The 17417-nt window shown below is 61.0% G+C and carries 12 protein-coding genes; 2 read left to right on the top strand and 10 right to left on the bottom strand.

The window, feature by feature from the left end; translation table 11 throughout:
• Positions 1 to 94 precede the first annotated feature (94 nt).
• The 10 genes from tal to xthA all read right to left on the bottom strand — a co-directional run bounded on the left by tal (position 95) and on the right by xthA (position 11714).
• Positions 95 to 1054: a transaldolase gene (gene tal / locus ACY8D3_RS09115; protein ID WP_462383542.1), complete on the bottom strand. Its 960-nt coding sequence runs from the start codon at positions 1052 to 1054 to the stop codon at positions 95 to 97.
• Between the two features lie 61 nt (positions 1055 to 1115).
• Positions 1116 to 2591 (bottom strand): mannitol dehydrogenase family protein, encoded by a 1476-nt coding sequence (locus tag ACY8D3_RS09110; protein WP_462383540.1) that lies wholly within the window; start codon positions 2589 to 2591, stop codon positions 1116 to 1118.
• Positions 2592 to 2677: 86 nt separating this feature from the next.
• Entirely contained in the window at positions 2678 to 3781 is a 1104-nt protein-coding gene (locus ACY8D3_RS09105; protein WP_462383538.1) for an ABC transporter ATP-binding protein, read from the bottom strand.
• 30 nt (positions 3782 to 3811) lie between these two features.
• Complete coding sequence (locus ACY8D3_RS09100; RefSeq protein WP_462383536.1) at positions 3812 to 4645, bottom strand: carbohydrate ABC transporter permease; 834 nt, start codon at positions 4643 to 4645, stop codon at positions 3812 to 3814.
• A 10-nt stretch (positions 4646 to 4655) separates the two neighbouring features.
• Positions 4656 to 5588 (bottom strand): carbohydrate ABC transporter permease, encoded by a 933-nt coding sequence (locus ACY8D3_RS09095; protein WP_462383534.1) that lies wholly within the window; start codon positions 5586 to 5588, stop codon positions 4656 to 4658.
• 68 nt (positions 5589 to 5656) lie between these two features.
• The gene (locus tag ACY8D3_RS09090; RefSeq protein WP_462383532.1) at positions 5657 to 6964 is read right to left on the bottom strand and encodes an ABC transporter substrate-binding protein; all 1308 of its coding nucleotides are present in this window, start codon (positions 6962 to 6964) and stop codon (positions 5657 to 5659) included.
• Positions 6965 to 7431: 467 nt separating this feature from the next.
• Complete coding sequence (locus ACY8D3_RS09085; RefSeq protein ID WP_462383530.1) at positions 7432 to 8328, bottom strand: AraC family transcriptional regulator; 897 nt, start codon at positions 8326 to 8328, stop codon at positions 7432 to 7434.
• On the bottom strand, positions 8325 to 9281 hold the full coding sequence (locus ACY8D3_RS09080) for a carbohydrate kinase family protein (RefSeq protein WP_462383528.1): 957 nt from the start codon (positions 9279 to 9281) through the stop codon (positions 8325 to 8327). Before ACY8D3_RS09080 ends, ACY8D3_RS09085 begins: the two co-directional genes overlap by 4 nt.
• 141 nt (positions 9282 to 9422) lie before the next feature.
• Complete coding sequence (locus ACY8D3_RS09075; protein WP_462383526.1) at positions 9423 to 10802, bottom strand: substrate-binding domain-containing protein; 1380 nt, start codon at positions 10800 to 10802, stop codon at positions 9423 to 9425.
• Positions 10803 to 10904: 102 nt separating this feature from the next.
• Positions 10905 to 11714, bottom strand: a complete 810-nt coding sequence (xthA, locus tag ACY8D3_RS09070) for an exodeoxyribonuclease III (RefSeq protein ID WP_462383524.1) — start codon at positions 11712 to 11714, stop codon at positions 10905 to 10907.
• 287 nt (positions 11715 to 12001) lie between these two features.
• On the opposite strand from xthA, the gene ACY8D3_RS09065 reads away from it, so the two are divergent.
• Positions 12002 to 13726 (top strand): autotransporter assembly complex protein TamA, encoded by a 1725-nt coding sequence (locus tag ACY8D3_RS09065; protein ID WP_462384310.1) that lies wholly within the window; start codon positions 12002 to 12004, stop codon positions 13724 to 13726.
• A complete protein-coding gene (locus tag ACY8D3_RS09060) occupies positions 13726 to 17400 on the top strand; it encodes a translocation/assembly module TamB domain-containing protein (RefSeq protein WP_462383522.1) in 3675 nt (1224 codons plus the stop codon). The genes ACY8D3_RS09065 and ACY8D3_RS09060 overlap by 1 nt, the downstream gene beginning before the upstream one ends.
• The last annotated feature ends 17 nt before the right edge of the window (positions 17401 to 17417 follow it).

Here is a 17417-nt window from a genome sequence, read left to right as displayed (position 1 = left end):
TGCCATCCGTTTTGATGGCTTGGCTCAGGTATCGCGACGGGCCGATGATCGACGAATTGGCGGTTGCAGGTCGCTGCAACCGCCGTGCAGCGCCTTAAACGCCGAGGCGTTCGGCGATCATCTTCTCAAGTTTCACCTGGTCGGCATTGAAGGTGCGAATGCCTTCGGCGAGCTTTTCAGTGGCCATCGGGTCTTCGTTCATTTGCCAGCGGAACTGGGCTTCGGTGAGTGCGGCGGGGCGAGGCTCGCGTTGGCCGTCGTCCTTCAGGCGAACGGCCAGTTCGCCGTCGCGGCTTTCCAGTTCCTGCAGCAGCGCTGGGCTGATGGTCAGACGATCGCATCCGGTGAGCGCGATGATCTCGTCCACATTCCGGAAGCTGGCGCCCATCACGATGGTGGGATACTCGTGGCGCTTGAAGAACGCATGGATGGCGCTGACGGACTTCACGCCCGGCTCTTCCTCGCCGCTATAGGTGCGAGAGGCATCCTGCTTTACGTACCAGTCGAGGATGCGCCCTACGAACGGGGAGATCAGGAACGCGCCAGCCTCTGCGCACGCGCGGGCCTGGGCCATGTTGAAGATCAGCGTCAGGTTGCACTTGATGCCGCGGCTTTCGAGGATGCGAGCCGCCTGGATGCCTTCCCAGGTTGCGGCGATCTTGATCAAGACCCGGTCGGTATCCACGCCGGCCGCCTTGTAGTGCTCGATGAGTTCTTCGGCCTTGGCCAGCGTCGCGTCAGTGTCGAAAGAGAGCGCTGCAGGTACTTCAGTGGAGACCTTGCCTGGTACGCGCTTAAGGATCTCGGCGCCCATCAGCACAGCGAGGCGATCACAGGCCTTTTGAACGGCCTCTGAGGACGAACCGCTGCTTTCCTTCGCCCAGGCCAGTACCTGATCGACCTGCTCGGGGTAATGTCCGGCCTGGATAGCCTTGAGCACCAGGGACGGGTTGGTGGTGGCGTCTTCCGGGCGGAAGCGCTCGATCGCTTCCAGCTCCCCGGTGTCGGCGACAACCAGGGTATGGCGCTTGAGCTGTTCGAGCAGTGTGGGCATGCGAGTTCTCCTTGAGTGATGGCAGGCCGAAACGCGAATTCTGACACGCCTGGCGATTCTGTCACTCGTCGGGCAGGCGTTCGAGCGTTGCTGAGACACCATGGGCGCGCAGGCTGTTCAGGTTTCGCTCGAAGGAAGCGACGAAGGCCGGGCTCGTTGGGATGCTTCGGCCGAAAATCTCATCTACGCCCAGCACGCGTTCGCGCACCTTGTCGTCATCCGAAACCAGTGACTGACAAAACGCGAGTCGCGGGTCGATCATGCGGTAGCCGTTGCCGTGCTCGTCCTTGCCCTTGAGGTAATGCGCCCACGCCGCGACCACCAGTGATGCGCGATCCAGCGCCTTGTCATCGGCGATAAGGCGATTAATGGTGGGAACCGTGAACTTGGGGAATTTCGAGGATCCGTCCGAGCACACACGTTCCAGCTGGTCCGCGATGGCCTGGTTCGAAAAACGTTCGATCAGCGTGTCCTTGTAGGCTTCGAGGTCAATTCCCGGTACCGCTGCGAGCTGAGGCGTTACGTCGAGATCCATGTAGGCACGTATATAGCGCGCGATCAGAGGGTCGTTCATGGCCTCGTGAACGAAGCGATAGCCCTTCAGTGTGCCGATGTAGGTCAGAGCAAGATGGCTGCCGTTGAGCAGCTTGATCTTCATCTCCTCATAGGGCGTCACGTCATCGGTGAACTGGACACCTGCCTTTTCCCAGGCCGGACGCCCGTTGACGAACTTGTCTTCCAGCACCCATTGCAGAAAAGGTTCGCAGACGACCGGCCATGCATCTTCGATCCCGTGTTCGGTCGCCAGCTGCGCCTTGTGTTCTGCGCTTGTCATGGGCGTGATCCGATCGACCATGGCATTGGGAAAGGCGACCTGATCCGCGATCCAGTCGCGCATGGACCCGTCGGCCAGCGCGGCAAAGCTCAGCAGTGCCTTGCGGGCTACTTCGCCGTTGTGAGGCAGATTATCGCAGGACATGACCGTAAACGGGGCTACGCCCATTGCACGCCGCTGCCGAAGCGCAGAGAGCAGATATCCGAACACGGTCTGCGGTGCATCCGGGTTGGCCAAGTCGTGCCGGATGCCGGGCGAGTCTGCATTGAATTCGCCCGTACTGTCGTCCATGCAGTAGCCACCTTCGGTGATGGTCAGCGAAACGATGCGGATGGATGGGCTCGCCAGGCGATCGATCAGCGCTGACGGCGAGTCACTGGATAGCAGCATGTCGCCAATCACGCCCACCACCCGCACCTCGGTGTCGGGCGAATCGCTCAGCTCCATCAGGGTGTAGAGGTAGTCCTGGCCGGCCAGTGCGTCGCGCATGGCGGCGTCCTCCGGTCGCAGGCCGACGCCGCAGATTCCCCATTCCAGTGCTTCGCCGGCGTTCATCAGGACTTCGGTGTAAATCGCTTCATGGGCACGGTGGAAGCCACCCACGCCGATATGGGCAATGCCTTGTTGACGAGAGGTCAGGTCGTAGCCGGGCTTCTCGACGTGCACGGGCAGCTCTGACAGGTTTTTCTGACTGAGTTTCATAGGTGCCTCACCTGAATGTGTGCCGGCCAGCCGCGAGAGTGTGGCGACTGGAGAAAAAGGCCGCTGTAGTAATGGTGGGCGTCTGCTTACGCCGCCTGTTTCATTAACGGTCGGATGGCCTGGCCCTGTGCGTCGAACAAGTGACAGCAGTCGGCGTCCAGGCGCAGGCCAAGGCGGTCCCCGTAGCGGTCCGCGAAATCACCGCGAATCCGGACCGTGAGGTTTTCGCCGGATTGGGTCTGCACGTGGCAGAAGGTATCGCTGCCCAGGCGCTCGTTGACATCGGCCGTGACGTCAAACGAACCCGAGCCGGCCGCCACCACCTCGATGTGTTCCGGGCGGATGCCGAGCGTTACGGGGGATCCCACTGCTGACGTGTCGGCGGCGCGGGGCAGGATGATGGAGCAGCCCGCATCAAGCGCAACCTCGCAACCGGTCGAGTCGGTTCGGGTCAATGTGCCCTTCAGGAAACCCATCTTTGGCGTACCGATGAAACCTGCCACGAATAGGTTGGCGGGGTGGTGGTACAGCTCCAGGGGAGAGCCCACCTGCTCGATGCGGCCACCGCTCAGCACGACCACCTTGTCCGCCAGGGTCATGGCCTCCACCTGGTCGTGGGTCACATAGATCATGGTGGCTTCGAGCTCCTTGTGCAGGCGCGCCAATTCGAGGCGCATCTGCACGCGAAGCGCCGCGTCCAGGTTGGATAGGGGTTCATCGAAAAGGAAGATCTTCGGGTTGCGGACGATCGCTCGGCCGATGGCAACGCGCTGCCGCTGGCCACCTGAAAGCTGCTTGGGTTTTCGCTCCAGCAGAGCATCCAGTTCGAGGATACGGGCGGCTTCGCTGACCTTGGTCTGGACTTCGCGCTTATCCACCTTCGCAAGATCCAGCGCAAAGGACATGTTCTTGCGCACCGTCATGTGCGGGTACAGCGCATAGGTCTGGAACACCATCGCCAGATCACGCTTGGCGGGTGTTTCATCCGTGATGTCGCGGTCATCGAGGCTTATCGTGCCGGATGTCACTTCCTCGAGCCCGGCAATGAGGCGCAGCAGCGTGGACTTGCCGCAACCGGATGGCCCGACGAAGACCACGAATTCGCGGTCGTTGACGTCCAGGTCGATGCCCTTGATTACCTGGTGGCCTTCGAAGCCTTTCTTGAGGTCACGTATTTTCAGGTCGGCCATTTCAGGCTCCTCCCATCGAGATCGAATGGTTCATTTCACGGCGCCGAACGACAGGCCACGAACAAGCTGCTTCTGGCTGATCCAGCCGAAGATCACGATGGGCGCGCAGGCGAGGGTGGAAACGGCGGACAATTTGGCCCAGAAAAGACCTTCAGGGCTTGAATAGGAGGCGATGAGTGCCGTGAGCGGTGCGGCGTGTGAAGAGGTGAGGTTCAGTGACCAGAACGCCTCGTTCCAGCACAGGATGAGCGAGAGCAGGACCGTGGAGGCAATGCCGCCCTTGCTGATGGGCAACAGGACACGCACGATCTCCTGCAGCGTCGTGGCCCCATCCATCCGTGCGGCTTCCAGGATGTCCCGCGGGATGTCCTTGAAGTAGGTGTAGATCATCCAGACCATGATGGGAAGGTTGATCAGCGTATAGATGATGATCAGCGCAAGGCGCGTATCCAGCAGACCGAACTGCTTGGCCAACAGGTAGATCGGTACCAGGACACCTACCGGTGGCAGCATCTTGGTGGAGAGCATCCATAGCAACGTGCCCTTGGTCCGATGGGTTGGGTGGAATGCCATCGAATACGCCGCCGGGATTGCCAGCAGAAGCCCGAGCAGCGTGGCGCCGAGCGAGATGGTGATCGAGTTCCAGGCAAAGCGCAGGTAGCCGCTGCGTTCCTGGATGTGCAGATAGTTGTCCAGGGTCGGCTGGAAGATGAACTGAGGCGGCGAGGCGAACGCGGCGATTTCGGTCTTGAAGCTGGTCAGTACCATCCAGAAGATCGGGAAGAACAGCAGCAGCGCGATCGCCCAAGCGAGAATACCGATCAGAGCGGCGTGGACGCGGCGGGTCTGTTTCAAGGTCAGCATGGCCGTTTCCTCACTTGTCCGTCAGGTTCTTGCCGATCAAACGCACCAGGAAGATCGCGGCGATGTTGGCAATGACGACGGCAATCAAGCCGCCTGCGGAGGCCATGCCTACATCGAATTGCAGCAGTGCCTGGTTATAGATGAGGTAGGCGAGGTTGGTGGACGCGTAACCGGGCCCGCCACTGGTTGTTGTGAAGATCTCGGCGAAAAGCGAAAGCAGGAAGATCGTTTCGATCATGATCACCACCGCAATCGGGCGTGCCAGATGGGGCAGCGTCAGATGCCAGAAGATTGCGATTGGCCCTGCGCCGTCCAGGCGAGCTGCCTCCTTCTGGTCCTGGTCGAGCGATTGCATCGCCGTCATCAGGATCAGTATCGCGAAGGGCAGCCACTGCCACGAGACGATGATGATGATCGACAACAGCGGGTACTGGGCGAGCCAGTCCACAGGCTGCGCACCGAAGAATCGCCAGACGGCCGCAAGGATGCCGGACACCGGATGGAAGATGAGGTTCTTCCACACCAGCGCGCTCACGGTCGGCATGATGAAGAACGGTGAAATAAGCAGGACGCGAACGATTCCGCGCCCGGTGAATTCTGCTGCTTCGAGGAGTGCGGAGATCAGCACGCCGAAGACGATACTGATGAGCAGCACACTGCCGACCAGCAGTAGCGTGTTGGTTGCGCCCGGCCAGAACCCTGGATCGGTCAGGAAAAAAGTGAAGTTCTCAAGCCCGACGAACCCGTTCTCGCCTGGATAGAGCAGGTTGTAGCGGATGGTCGAAAAGTAGATCGTCATGCCCAGCGGCACGACCATCCAGAGCAGCAGGAGCGCAACCGAAGGGCTGACCAGAAACCAGCCCGGGCCCATGCGGTGCTTGCGTGGGAGGGCGGCGGACAGGGTCTCTGCGGGCGCGTCGGTCTTGAGCGTAGTAGTGGCCATGGTGACGTCCAGTAAGACTCGGGTGGCTGAAAACCCGGCCGGGCGCGCCGGCCGGGAAAGCAGGGACGTTACTTGGGATAGCCGGCGCGCTTCATTTCACGCTCGGTGATCGATTGGGCCGACGTGAGCGCCTGGTCGACTGGCATCTGACCCGTGACCGCTGCGGAGAAGAGCTTGCCGACTTGCGTACCGATGGCCTGGAACTCAGGAATGGTTACCAGTTGGATGCCGACGTACGGGACCGGTTTCTCGGTAGGGTTGGCTGGGTCCGCAACCTTGAGTGATTCGAGCGTGACGTTGGCGAATGGCGCGGCCTTCATGTACGCATCGGTGTAGGTCGATTGACGGGTACCGGGCGGCACGTTGGCCACGCCATCCTTTTCGGCGACCAGCTCTGCGTATTGCTTGGACGTCGCCCAGGCGCTGAACGTCTTGGCCGCTTCCTTGGACTTGGAGCTGGTGGGAATCGCAAGTGCCCACGAATACAACCAGGCCGTTCCCTTATCGGTGGCCTGCTTCGGCGCGAACGTGAACCCGACATGGTCGGCGACCTTGCTTTGCGAGCTGTCCGTTACGAAGGACCCTGCGACACTGGCGTCCACCCACATGGCGCATTTGCCGCTATTGAATAGCGCAAGGTTCTCGTTGAAACCGTTGCTGGAGGCGCCGGGCGGGCCGTACTTCGTCATGTTGTCGACGTAGAAGGTGAGTGCCTGCTTCCACTCCGGGCCGGTGAATTCGGGCTGCCATTTCTCGTCGAACCAACGCGCACCATAGCCGTTGGCAAGGGTGGTGATGAGCGCCATATTCTCGCCCCATCCCGCCTTGCCACGCAGGCAGATGCCGTACTGCTCCTTGTTCTTGTCGGTCAGCTTCGCGGCGAACTCGCTGATCTGGTCCCAGGTGGGATGTTCCGGCATGGTCAGGCCAGCCTGTTCGAACAGATCGGTACGGTAATAGGTGATGGAGCTCTCAGCGTAGAACGGTAGTGCGTAGAGCTGGCCCTTGGCGGAAAGGCCTTCGCGGACCGAGGGGAAGACGTCGTCAAGGTCGTAATCGGCAGGCAGCTCATTCATCGGCTCCAGCCAACCTCGATCACCCCAGAGGGAAGCCTCGTACATGCCGATTGTCAGTACGTCGAACTGACCGCTGCCGGTGGCGATATCGGTCGTCAGCCGCTGGCGCAGTACGTTTTCCTCCAGCACCACCCAGTTGAGTTTGATGTCCGGGTGCTGCTTTTGAAATTCCGCCGACAGACGCTGCATGCGAATCATGTCTGCGTTGTTGACCGTGGCGATGGTGACTGTCTCTGCGGCTAGTGCAGAGGTCGAAAGCGCGAGCAGTGCCGATGCGAAGAACAGCTTCGATGGTTTCATTTCATACCCCCGGCTCCTGTGCCAACGGTGGCGACAGCAGCGCTTATTGTTGTTGTGCTCGGCCTGGGTACGGCTAGACCGAGGTTCTGTCCGCTGCATTACAGCCTCAGCAGCGCCTGGCTACAAAGCCTGAGGTGCACAGAAACCGATACTATTTTGTGGCGGCGCTAATGGATTGCGAGGGCATGTGGGTGCAACACAGCGGGCGTTAGGGCGCGGGCACTCGGTGGGGCAAAGGTTCTAAGTGAACGGCGGATGTCGCCTTTGGCTAATCCGCCCTACGGTCCGGGATCGCGGGAGCGTATCGGTTCCGCCATGGCCGCTGGAAGGTGCGACCACGCGGCGGACAGTTCAAGGGTGCGAGAAGATGGCGGCGTACGCCTTTCGCTAATCCGCCATACAAGCTATGCGATTGGGACGGTCATTACCGCCGGATTCCTGCAACACGGGCAGGGCAGCGCGGCACCCTAGGCGCCGTTCTCGATGAGGCGTTGGCCGGCCAGTCGCCGGTACTGGCTTGGCGTCATGCCCTTCAGTTGCTGGAAGCGCCGGTTGAAGTTTGAAAGATTGTTGAAGCCCGACTCGAAGCACACCTCGGTCACCGGCAAATGGCTACCCACCAGCAGCTCGCAGGACTTGCTGATCCGCAAGCTGTTGACGAATTCGACGAAGCAGCGGCCGGTCGCCTGCTTGAAAAAGCGTGAAAAGTACGTGGGTTTCATGCCCATGTGTGATGCGACTTCTTCCAGGGAGATCTCGCGCGTGTAATGGTTGAAGATGTAGTTGACCGCCTGGTTGGTCCTGTCTGAATGACGGTCGTCACCCACCAGCTGGGCGGCGGTACTGCCGGAGAGCGTGTGCTGGTCATCACTGCTGGCCAGCGTCTCGAGTAACACCAGGGTGTAGCCAAGCCGAATGAGGTCGCGGGTTTCGGCAATCCGCTGCATGAGTTGACGGGCCTCTCGGACCGTTTTCCGGCACCGATACTCGATCCCGTATGCCGCGCGCTCGAACATGGGTTGCAGGCTTCGAAGCTCAGTGAAGCTCTTTCCGGCGTCCGCGAAGGTTTCATCCGTGAAATTCACCAGCATGTCCCGCTTCGGAACATGCTCGCCGGGCCCGAGCTGACTGATCCAGTTGTGCGGCAGGTTGGGGCCGGTCAGGAACAGCGTGTCAGGCTGGAAATTGCCGATGTAATCGCCGATGAACACCTTTCCGGCGCTCGCGACAATCAAGTGCAGCTCGTACTCCTTATGGTTGTGCCAACGCACGAGCGGAGACGGAAAGCCGTGTTCACGATAGATCAACGATCGCCCGCCGTGATCGTCCATCAGCTCATAGGATGGGTCTACCATCGCCTTCATGGGCAACCCGCCAGAAACGTATTGACCTCCGAGCGGTAGGGCAGGTCCGGCCCTGTACGCGAGCATGTGATCGCAGACGCCGCGCTGGCGAACCGTAGCATCACTTCGATCGCGCTCTCCGAAAGGCTCGTGACGCTCGATGAAGATGCCTGCGCCGATTCGTCCAGATAGGCGATCAGCGCCGCCTGGAAGGTGTCACCGGCACCTACGGTGTCGCGTACGACGACCTTGAAGGGCGAGACGTTTCGGTTGAAAGACGCGGTGTATGCGCTGGCACCTTCGGCGCCACGAGTAACGACCACCAGCGAAGATCGCCCGCTTAGCCATCGCTGCACGACAGATGCCGGATCGCTCTCGGGATAGAGGAGTTGGAGATCTTCGTCACTGACCTTGATGATGTCCGCGTAGGAGGCAAAGGCTTCGATGCGTTTTCGCCAGACGGTGACATCGGGTTCTACGTTCAGACGTATGTTCGGGTCGAGTGTGACTAGGCAGTCCCGGGGCAAGCGTTCAGCCCATGCGAGCAGACTGCTGCCGATGGGTTCGACCACGAGGGAGTAGGAGCCGAAATGTACGCCGCGTATCGAGGAGTCCCACGCAGGAAGGTCGCTAGGCGACAGCGAGCGATCCGCACACCCAGTGCCGCGAAAGTCATACTGCGGGTGGCCTTCGCTGTCGAGTGTCACCATGGCCAGGGTGGTCGGGTCGGGCGTGGTTTTCAGCCACTGCGTCCCGACACCGTCGGCCTGCAGGAGCCGACGAAGGCGAGTGCCCAGGGAGTCGGAGGACAACCCGCCAACGAATTGGACCTCGCATCCCAGACGGCGTAGGCCAATCGCAACGTTGAACGGTGAGCCGCCAGCGACGGCCTTGAATTGATACGTGTTCGCCGCGCCATCAGCGGGGGAGACGTCGAACACGTCAAAAAGGGCTTCTCCGCAAACCAGATACATGCGTGCGCTCCAGAGGCTATCTTGTCGTCGTTGGACCTCGGTTCACCGAACCATACCGCGCAAGCCAACCTCGGGACAGTATTTCGCCGCATGGTTGCTGATACTTTTTACGCCATGCCGTAACGCTTCACTGCCAGGCCATCAGTAGACCCAGACCTCGACGCGTCGGTTACGGATCCGGCCGGCCGCATCATCATTGGCCGCCACCGGCAGGAGGTTGCCCATACCGGTTATTTCCTGGGGAACCACCCCGGCCTTGAACAGTTCACGGCGGACAGCCATCGCACGCAGGCGCGAGAGCAGGCGCGCCCGTGAATCGTCCGCCTTATCGTCACTGAAGCCTATCAATGCCAGATTCTTGCCCTGGCCATTCGCTTTCACATAGGCAAGCACGCGCTCGACGTCACGCAGGGCCTTGTTGTCGAGTGTGGCGCTGCCTTCCGCAAAGCGGAAGTTGACGCTCAGGCGCTGGCCCTTCTGGGCCAAATCACGATAGTTGGCCGGCATCGCACTCGACGGCTCGACGGCAAGTGACTGAGGCTGCTGGCCGATGAACCCATTGGCCGCGACAATTGCCTGCCCAGCTGGGCTCTGTGCGTATTCGGCGAGAGCCCTGACCCACGCGTTGTGGGTGACTGTCGGGGTGTAGAGATAAAGCCGCCGTGCGAGTGGGTAATCCTCGGTGGAGATAGATGCACTGCTGGGCGCCATTGCGGCCGCGCCGCCGTCCGATACGTCGAGGGCCCGCGCCTTGCGCACGTAGGGCAAACCAATAAAGCCGATGCCCCGAGGATTGGTAGCGACCGTGTCGGAGAGCTCTTCGCTGGACTCATACCGCCTGGCCTTGCCGGATAGGCTCTTGCCTTGGCTAGCAAGCACCAGTTCCTTGAACGTGTCGTACGTGCCGGAGTTGTCATCCCGCGCATATAGGTCAATTGGACCCGGATTGCCCCCGACTTCGGACCAGTCGCTGATGTCGCCAGCGAAGATTCCACCGAGCTGTTCCACGCTCAGCGAGCGAACAGGGTTCGCCGGGTTGACGATCATCGCGAGCCCGTCGAGCGCGATGATCTGTTCGCCATGTCGCGACCGAAGGTCGCCCAGGTCCATGAGCTTGCGCGCTTCCTCAGCCTTGATCGGCCGCGAGGACGCGGCGAGGTCGGCCTGATTCTCGCCAAGCGCCTTGAAGCCCGTGCTCGACCCGTGCGCAGCGAGCGCGATCCTCACCCGGCCGCCTTTATCGTTGCGGGCCACAATGAATTGCTCATTCGCGCGGGGACCGGGTTCGACTCTGATCTGCGAGTAGCCTTCCTGCTGTAGCAGGCCCTTGACCAGCGCCGGCCCAAGTTCGGCTCCGATGGTGTTGGACCCCTGTATACGCAGCGCTGGAGAGCCGTCGGACGGGACGGGCAGGGCGGCGAATACCGACCATGGAATGGCATAGAAGAAGAAACCGACCAGTACGTAACCGAGGGTTTTGCACCAGATTTCACTGGCATGATTCGATGCGGGGAGGGACATGGCTCGCGATACCTTCGAGGCGGGCGGACTGCTGCCGCGAAGGGTAGTGGCGCGGGATGACACTAATATGACATCACGCTCGCGCCACTTTCATGAGATCGCTCAGTCGAGCGTCAGCCAGATCGGTGCGTGATCTGACGGCTTTTCCATGCCGCGCAGATCATAGTCAATCCCGGCATCGCGCATGCGTTCACGTAGCGCCGTACTCACCATGACCAGATCGATACGCAGCCCTCGTTTAGGCGAGTCCTCGAAACCGCGGCTGCGGTAATCGAACCAGCTGAAGCGGTCGTGCACGTCGGGATACAGCGTGCGGAAGCTGTCTATCAGCCCCCACTGCTTCAATTGGCCGAGCCACTCGCGCTCTTCGGGCAGGAAGCTGCATTTGCCTGCCTTTAGCCAGCGCTTACGGTTCTCTTCGCCAATACCAATGTCGCAATCTTCGGGGGAAATGTTGAAGTCACCCATCACGACGACGTTCTGGTCAGGACTGTAGCGGGCCTCAAGCAGCGCCTGGAGGTCTGCATAGAAGCGCGTCTTGGCCGGAAACTTGATCGGGTGGACGCGGCTTTCGCCTTGTGGGAAGTACCCATTAAAGACGTGCAGCGGGCCTTGCGGCGTTTCGAACGTCGCACCTACCCAGCGCTTCTGGGAGTCCTCACCGTCGCCTGGGAAGCCTTTGAATACTTCCAATGGCTTTTGTTTCGACAGGAGTGCGACACCGTAATGCCCTTTTTGCCCATGAAAGTGAACGTGGTAACCGAGCGCCTCGATGTCAGCCTGGGGGAAAAGATCGTCAGAAACCTTGGTTTCCTGCAGCCCGATGATGTCCGGTGAATGAGTATCGATGAGCGCTTTGAGCTGATGGGGACGCGCCCTGATACCGTTGATATTGAAGGAGATGATCTTCATAGGGACACCTGTCCGGGCAAAGACAGGAATGCTATCGCAAGCGGACTCGACCGAACCAGCGAGCCAGCGTCGATAACATCGATCACGTATGCCTATCGCGAGGCATGCTGGCGCTGAACGGGTGATTGGCGGTTTGTTCGGGCCGCCAGGCGCCGGACCGACGCTGGCGGTGAACGAAAAACAGCACCCTGGCCGAACGGGCCCGCCGGATTGAAATCGAGACGGCGATGAACGCTACGTGTTTCGGCATTCCCAATGGCCGGCTGCGTGGTAGCATCGCGGACATGATGCCTTCGATTCGTCGTCTCATCCCACTGTTTTCCCTCATGATTTGTACTGGGGCCATGGCCGATGCCGTGCTCGAAGTGCGGGTCAATCCTGCCAATGCGGCGCTGCGCGGTAACATCGAGGGCTACATCGGTAGCCTGGGTGACCGCGATACCGCTGCGCTCGAGCGTTATGCGCCCGGTGCCGAAAGGCAGGCCGCCCAGGCTGCGCAGGCGCTTGGCTTCTACCATGCGCGGATCCGGAGTCATGTAGCCGCGGGTGAATCGCCGCGCCTGGTGCTCCATGTGGACCCTGGCGAGCCGGTGCGCTTGCGCAACGTCAATATCCGGATTGAAGGACCTGCGAGTACCCTGAAAGGGTTTCAGGCCCCTTCCGGTCGCGAGCTTCGGCAGGGCGCGGTCTTGAATCATGGGCATTACGAAGACGCAAAGCGCCTGATCGAGGGACAGGCCTCGCGTTATGGTTTCTTCGCAGGGCGTTTTACTCAGCAGCGCCTCAGCGTTGACCCGGCCGGAGGGGTTGCCGATATCGACCTCGTTTACGACAGCGGCCCGCGCTATTTGCTAGGCGATGTTACATTCAGCGGCGACACAATCTTCGATGATGACCTGCTTCGGCGCATGGTGCCGTTCGAGCCCGATACGCCGTATGACTCGGAACTGATCGCTGAGTTGTACAAGGATCTTCAGGCGAGCGGGTATTTCGAGTCGGTTCGAGTCGACATCGCGCCAAACGCGGCCAAGGACCAGCGCCTGCCGGTCGATGTGCAATTAGCCATGCGCAAGCCTCGTAGCTTCGGGCTCGGTCTGGGCTACTCGACTGACGTAGGGCCGCGCGGGCGCGGCAGCTGGACCCGCCATTGGGTCAATGGCAAAGGGCACAGCTACGGTGCGGAAATGGAACTCTCCGCGCCAAGGCAGAACATTGGCCTCTGGTACGACATACCCCTCGATCCGCCGGTAACGGACAAGCTGCGGTGGGCCGGTGGTTATCAGTATGAGGAGCTCGCGAACACCGACAGCTTGAGCAAACTGCTGACGTTCGGTCCCGAGTGGCACAGTGAGTTGCCGAGCGGCTGGAAGCGCGTCCTGTCGCTCAAATGGCAGCGCGAGGAGTATCGCTTGGGCGACGATTCTGGCCTCAGTACGCTGCTGATGCCTGGCGTCGCCTATACCTATCTGCACAGCAACAACCGCCTCGATCCGAGCCATGGCTATCGCCTGCAATTCAGCGTATCGGCCGCAAAGGATGGCTTGGCTTCCGATACCGACCTGGTCCACGGCGAAGCGATGGCCCGCGGCCTTGTCACGCTGTGGGATCGTCACCGTTTTCTCGCGCGCGCCCAATTCGGCGGCAATTTCAGTGATGAATACCGCTCGGTACCGCCGTCCTTGCGGTTCTTTGCCGGGGGCGACCAGAGTGTTCGCGGCTACGACTATCAGACCCTGTCGCCCACCAACTCGGATGGCGACCGAGTCGGCGGCCGCTACATGGTCGCCGGCAGTCTGGAATACCAGTACTCCATCGCGGAAAAATGGCGTATCGCAACGTTCGTGGACCAGGGCAACAGCTTCAACTCGCTTGATTTCCCCAGCCTGAAAACAGGCGTCGGTATCGGTGTGCGTTGGGTGTCGCCGGTCGGCCCACTTCGACTGGACCTGGCACACGCTTTGGATGACGACGGCGGTGTCCGTCTGCACTTCTCGATGGGACCCGAACTGTAATGCGCTTCATCAAATGGACCCTCATCGCGTTACTGTCGCTGATTGTATTGCTCGTGTTGGTACTCACGCTGTTGGTGGGTACTCAGGCAGGCAGCCGCTGGGTCCTGGGCCAGGTGCCGGGCCTCGAGGTCGACGGATTTGCCGGCAGGCTGGGTGGCGCTTGGCGTGCCGATCAGTTGGTATGGGCACAGGGCGACCAGCGAGTGACCGTGATCCAGCCCGCGCTGGACTGGTCGCCGAGCTGCCTGTTCCGCCTGACGCTATGTATCGAGCGGCTCGCCACGCAACGGATTGACCTGTCCTTTCCGCCATCCGAGCCCACCGAACCGTCGACCGGACCGATCGAGCTGCCAGATATCAAGCTGCCGTTGCGTCTGGAGGTTCATCAGGTCGATCTGGGTGAGGTATACCTGAACGGCGCGCGGCAGTTGGTCAAGGGTACATTGACCGCTCGGTGGAACGAGGACGGCCTCAATATCGAACAGTTGACCGCGCAGCGGGATGACCTCGACGCACAGCTGTCAGGTACGGTCGCGTTGAGCGGGCAGTGGCCGCTAAGTCTCCAGGGGCAGGTCAATCTGGCGGGGCCGGGGGACAAACCCTGGTCCATTGCGCTTCAGGCAAGCGGCGAGGTGAAGGACGAGGTCCGGCTGGACGCTCAGAGTACCGGTTATCTGGGCGGCGCGCTCAAGGGCTGGGTGAAGCCTCTCGATGAAGCCCTGCCGGCTCGATTGCGCCTGACGGCCGATCGCTTCAAGGCCGTTGACACCCTTCCCGACACGCTGATGCTCAATGCGCTGGAGCTGGTCGCGGAAGGCACGCTTTCAGGCGGATACCGCATTCTTGGTACCTCTACGCTGCCCTCGACAGACGGGCCCGTAAAGCTCGCGCTCGACGGTGATGTGGACGCAAATAGCGCACATATACGTGCCCTCGAGCTACTGGCGAACCGACAACGACACGTCCGTCTGGACGGAACCGTCAACTGGAAAGACGCACTGGCGGCCGATGCTCGTATCGATTGGAAGGATTTCCCTTGGCAGAGCTTGTACCCAGAGGTCGACGAGCCGCCGGTAGCGGTTCGCCGGCTTGCTGGCAGCATCAACTATAAGGAGGGCCGCTACGATGGGCGCTTGGATGCAGATCTGGACGGACCCGCAGGTGCGTTTACTCTCAATACCCCCATTCAAGGGGACGACGCTCAGGTCCTCTTGCCCGCCCTGAGCCTCAAGGCGGGCCAGGGCGCGGTGGAGGGGCGCCTGCAAGTAGGTTTCGCGGAGGGCATCTCCTGGGATACGCAGCTGGAGGTGAGTCAGTTCGATCCATCCTACTGGGTAGCGGAATTGCCAGGCCAACTGGCAGGGCCGATTCGTAGCCGAGGCCGGATGAATGATGGTGTCGTTGACGCCGACGCGGACATCGCCTTGCAAGGGCGCCTGCGCGCGCAGCCAACCCGGCTATCTGTGAAGGGGGCGGGCAAGGGCGAGCGATGGACGCTTGAAACCCTTGCATTCCAGCTCGGCAACAACCGCATCGACGGCCGGGGTGCGCTTGAAGGGGCGCTAAGGGGCGAGCTGAAGCTTGCACTCGAAAACCTCGGTCAGCTTTGGCCTGGCCTTACCGGCAGAATCGATGGGACCGCAACGGCAAGCGGTACGCTGGAACGTCCGCAGGGCAATCTTGCCCTCAAAGGCCAGCGTGTTGGCCTGGAGGATAACCGCGTCACCGCGCTTGACCTTCAGGCACGACTGGACGCAAACCAGCAGGCGACTATCGCGCTAAGGTCCCAAGGTATTGCGCTCGGCGAAACCGACCTTGGGAACCTCACGGTCAATGGACGCGGCAACCTCGATTCGCAACAGGCGGACCTTTCACTCACGGGACCGCTGCTGCAAACCGCGCTCGCATTGGATGGAACACTCAAGGATGGCAACTGGCGCGGCCGGTTATTGCGTGGCGATATCAGTACCAATGGAATGGACTGGCGTCTTCAGCAGCCAGCGGCCATCGAGCGGCTGGCGGACGGTCGAGTGACACTGGGTCGGCATTGCTGGGCCTACCAGGCGTCTACCCTCTGCATGGATGACCAGCGCCTGACGCCGGATACCGCAATCCGAATGAAGCTACGACAGTTCCCGCTGGAAACATTCGCGCAATGGTTACCCGACGATTTTGCCTGGCAGGGGCGGTTGAACGCCGATGTCAATCTGGATCTTCCTGAAGCCGGGCCCAAAGGCAGTGTGTCGATCGATGCCGGCAGCGGTACGTTGCGCATCCGAGACGGCGAGCAATGGCATGACTTCCCATACTCACGCCTTTCGGTGAACACCCAGCTGACACCGCAGCGCGTTGATAGCACCGTTCAGTTCGACGGGGGGCAGCTGGGTCGGCTCGATGTCCAGGCGACTATCGATCCGCGAGAAGAGAACAAGGCGCTCAATGGCCGCTTCACATTGCAAGGGCTCGATCTTTCAATCGGTCGCCCATTTGCGCCGATGGTAGATCGCCTCGAAGGCACGCTGAGCGGTAACGGAACACTGGGCGGTACGTTAGAAGCGCCATCGGTCAACGGAAGGCTATACGTTGCAAACGGGCAGGTGGCTGGCAGTGAATTGCCGCTCCAGATTCAGGACCTGAATCTCACGGCGAATATTGCAGGCGAGAGCGTCAGCCTCGACGGCAGCTGGCGCAGCGGTGAACGGGGCCAGGGGCGCCTGGCGGGGACCTTCGACTGGAGCGCCGGGACAGATCTGGACCTTCGAATATCCGGTACCCGCTTGCCTGTCACTGTGCAGCCCTATGCAGAGCTGGAAGTGGAACCGGATCTTACGATTGGCCTTGCGGGCAATCGTCTGGCGCTGAGCGGTACTGTCAGCGTGCCTCGTGGCAACATCGAAGTCCGTGAGCTGCCGCCGTCGACAGTCCAGGTTTCGTCGGATACGGTCATCGTCGGGCAGGAGGCGAAAGAGCCAGCCACGCCCATGCAGATGGCCATGGACATTACAGTGATCGTTGGCCAGGACAAGCTTGCCTTCAGTGCATTCGGGTTGAATGCCAACATCGCAGGACGCATGCATATCGGCGACAACCTCGATGCCCGCGGCGAACTCAACCTCAATGACGGCCGTTTCCGTGCCTACGGGCAGCGCCTGACAGTTCGCCGCGCGCGAGTGCTGTTCACCGGGCCGATCAGCCAGCCGTTCCTGGACGTCGAGGCGATTCGCAAGGTTGACGATGTCACAGCAGGCATCCGCTTGACCGGAAACGCAGCCGCACCCGAGACCGAGATATTCTCCGAGCCCGCCATGAGTCAGGAGCAGGCGCTGTCGTACCTGGTACTCGGGCGCCCCCTCAGTACGGGGCAGGAAGACGACAACCTGCTTGCCCAGGCCGCGCTCGGGCTGGGGCTTGCCGGCAGCTCGGCGTATACCGGCAGCGTTGCGGAACGTCTCGGCATCCAGAATTTCCAGCTCGACACCGAAGGGCGCGGCAATGCCACGAGCGTTGTCGCGAGCGGCGAGCTTACCGATCGACTCACTTTGCGTTACGGTGTCGGCGTTTTCGAACCCGCCAATACTATTGCGCTGCGCTACGAACTGACGCGGCGCATCTACCTCGAAGCAGCCAGCGGACTCGCCAGCTCGCTTGATATTTTCTACAGGCGGGACTTCTGAGTCGAAGGCAACCGCCG

Source organism: Pseudomonas sp. Marseille-QA0892, assembly GCF_054950135.1.
This window is presented reverse-complemented; position numbering and strand designations above follow the sequence as displayed.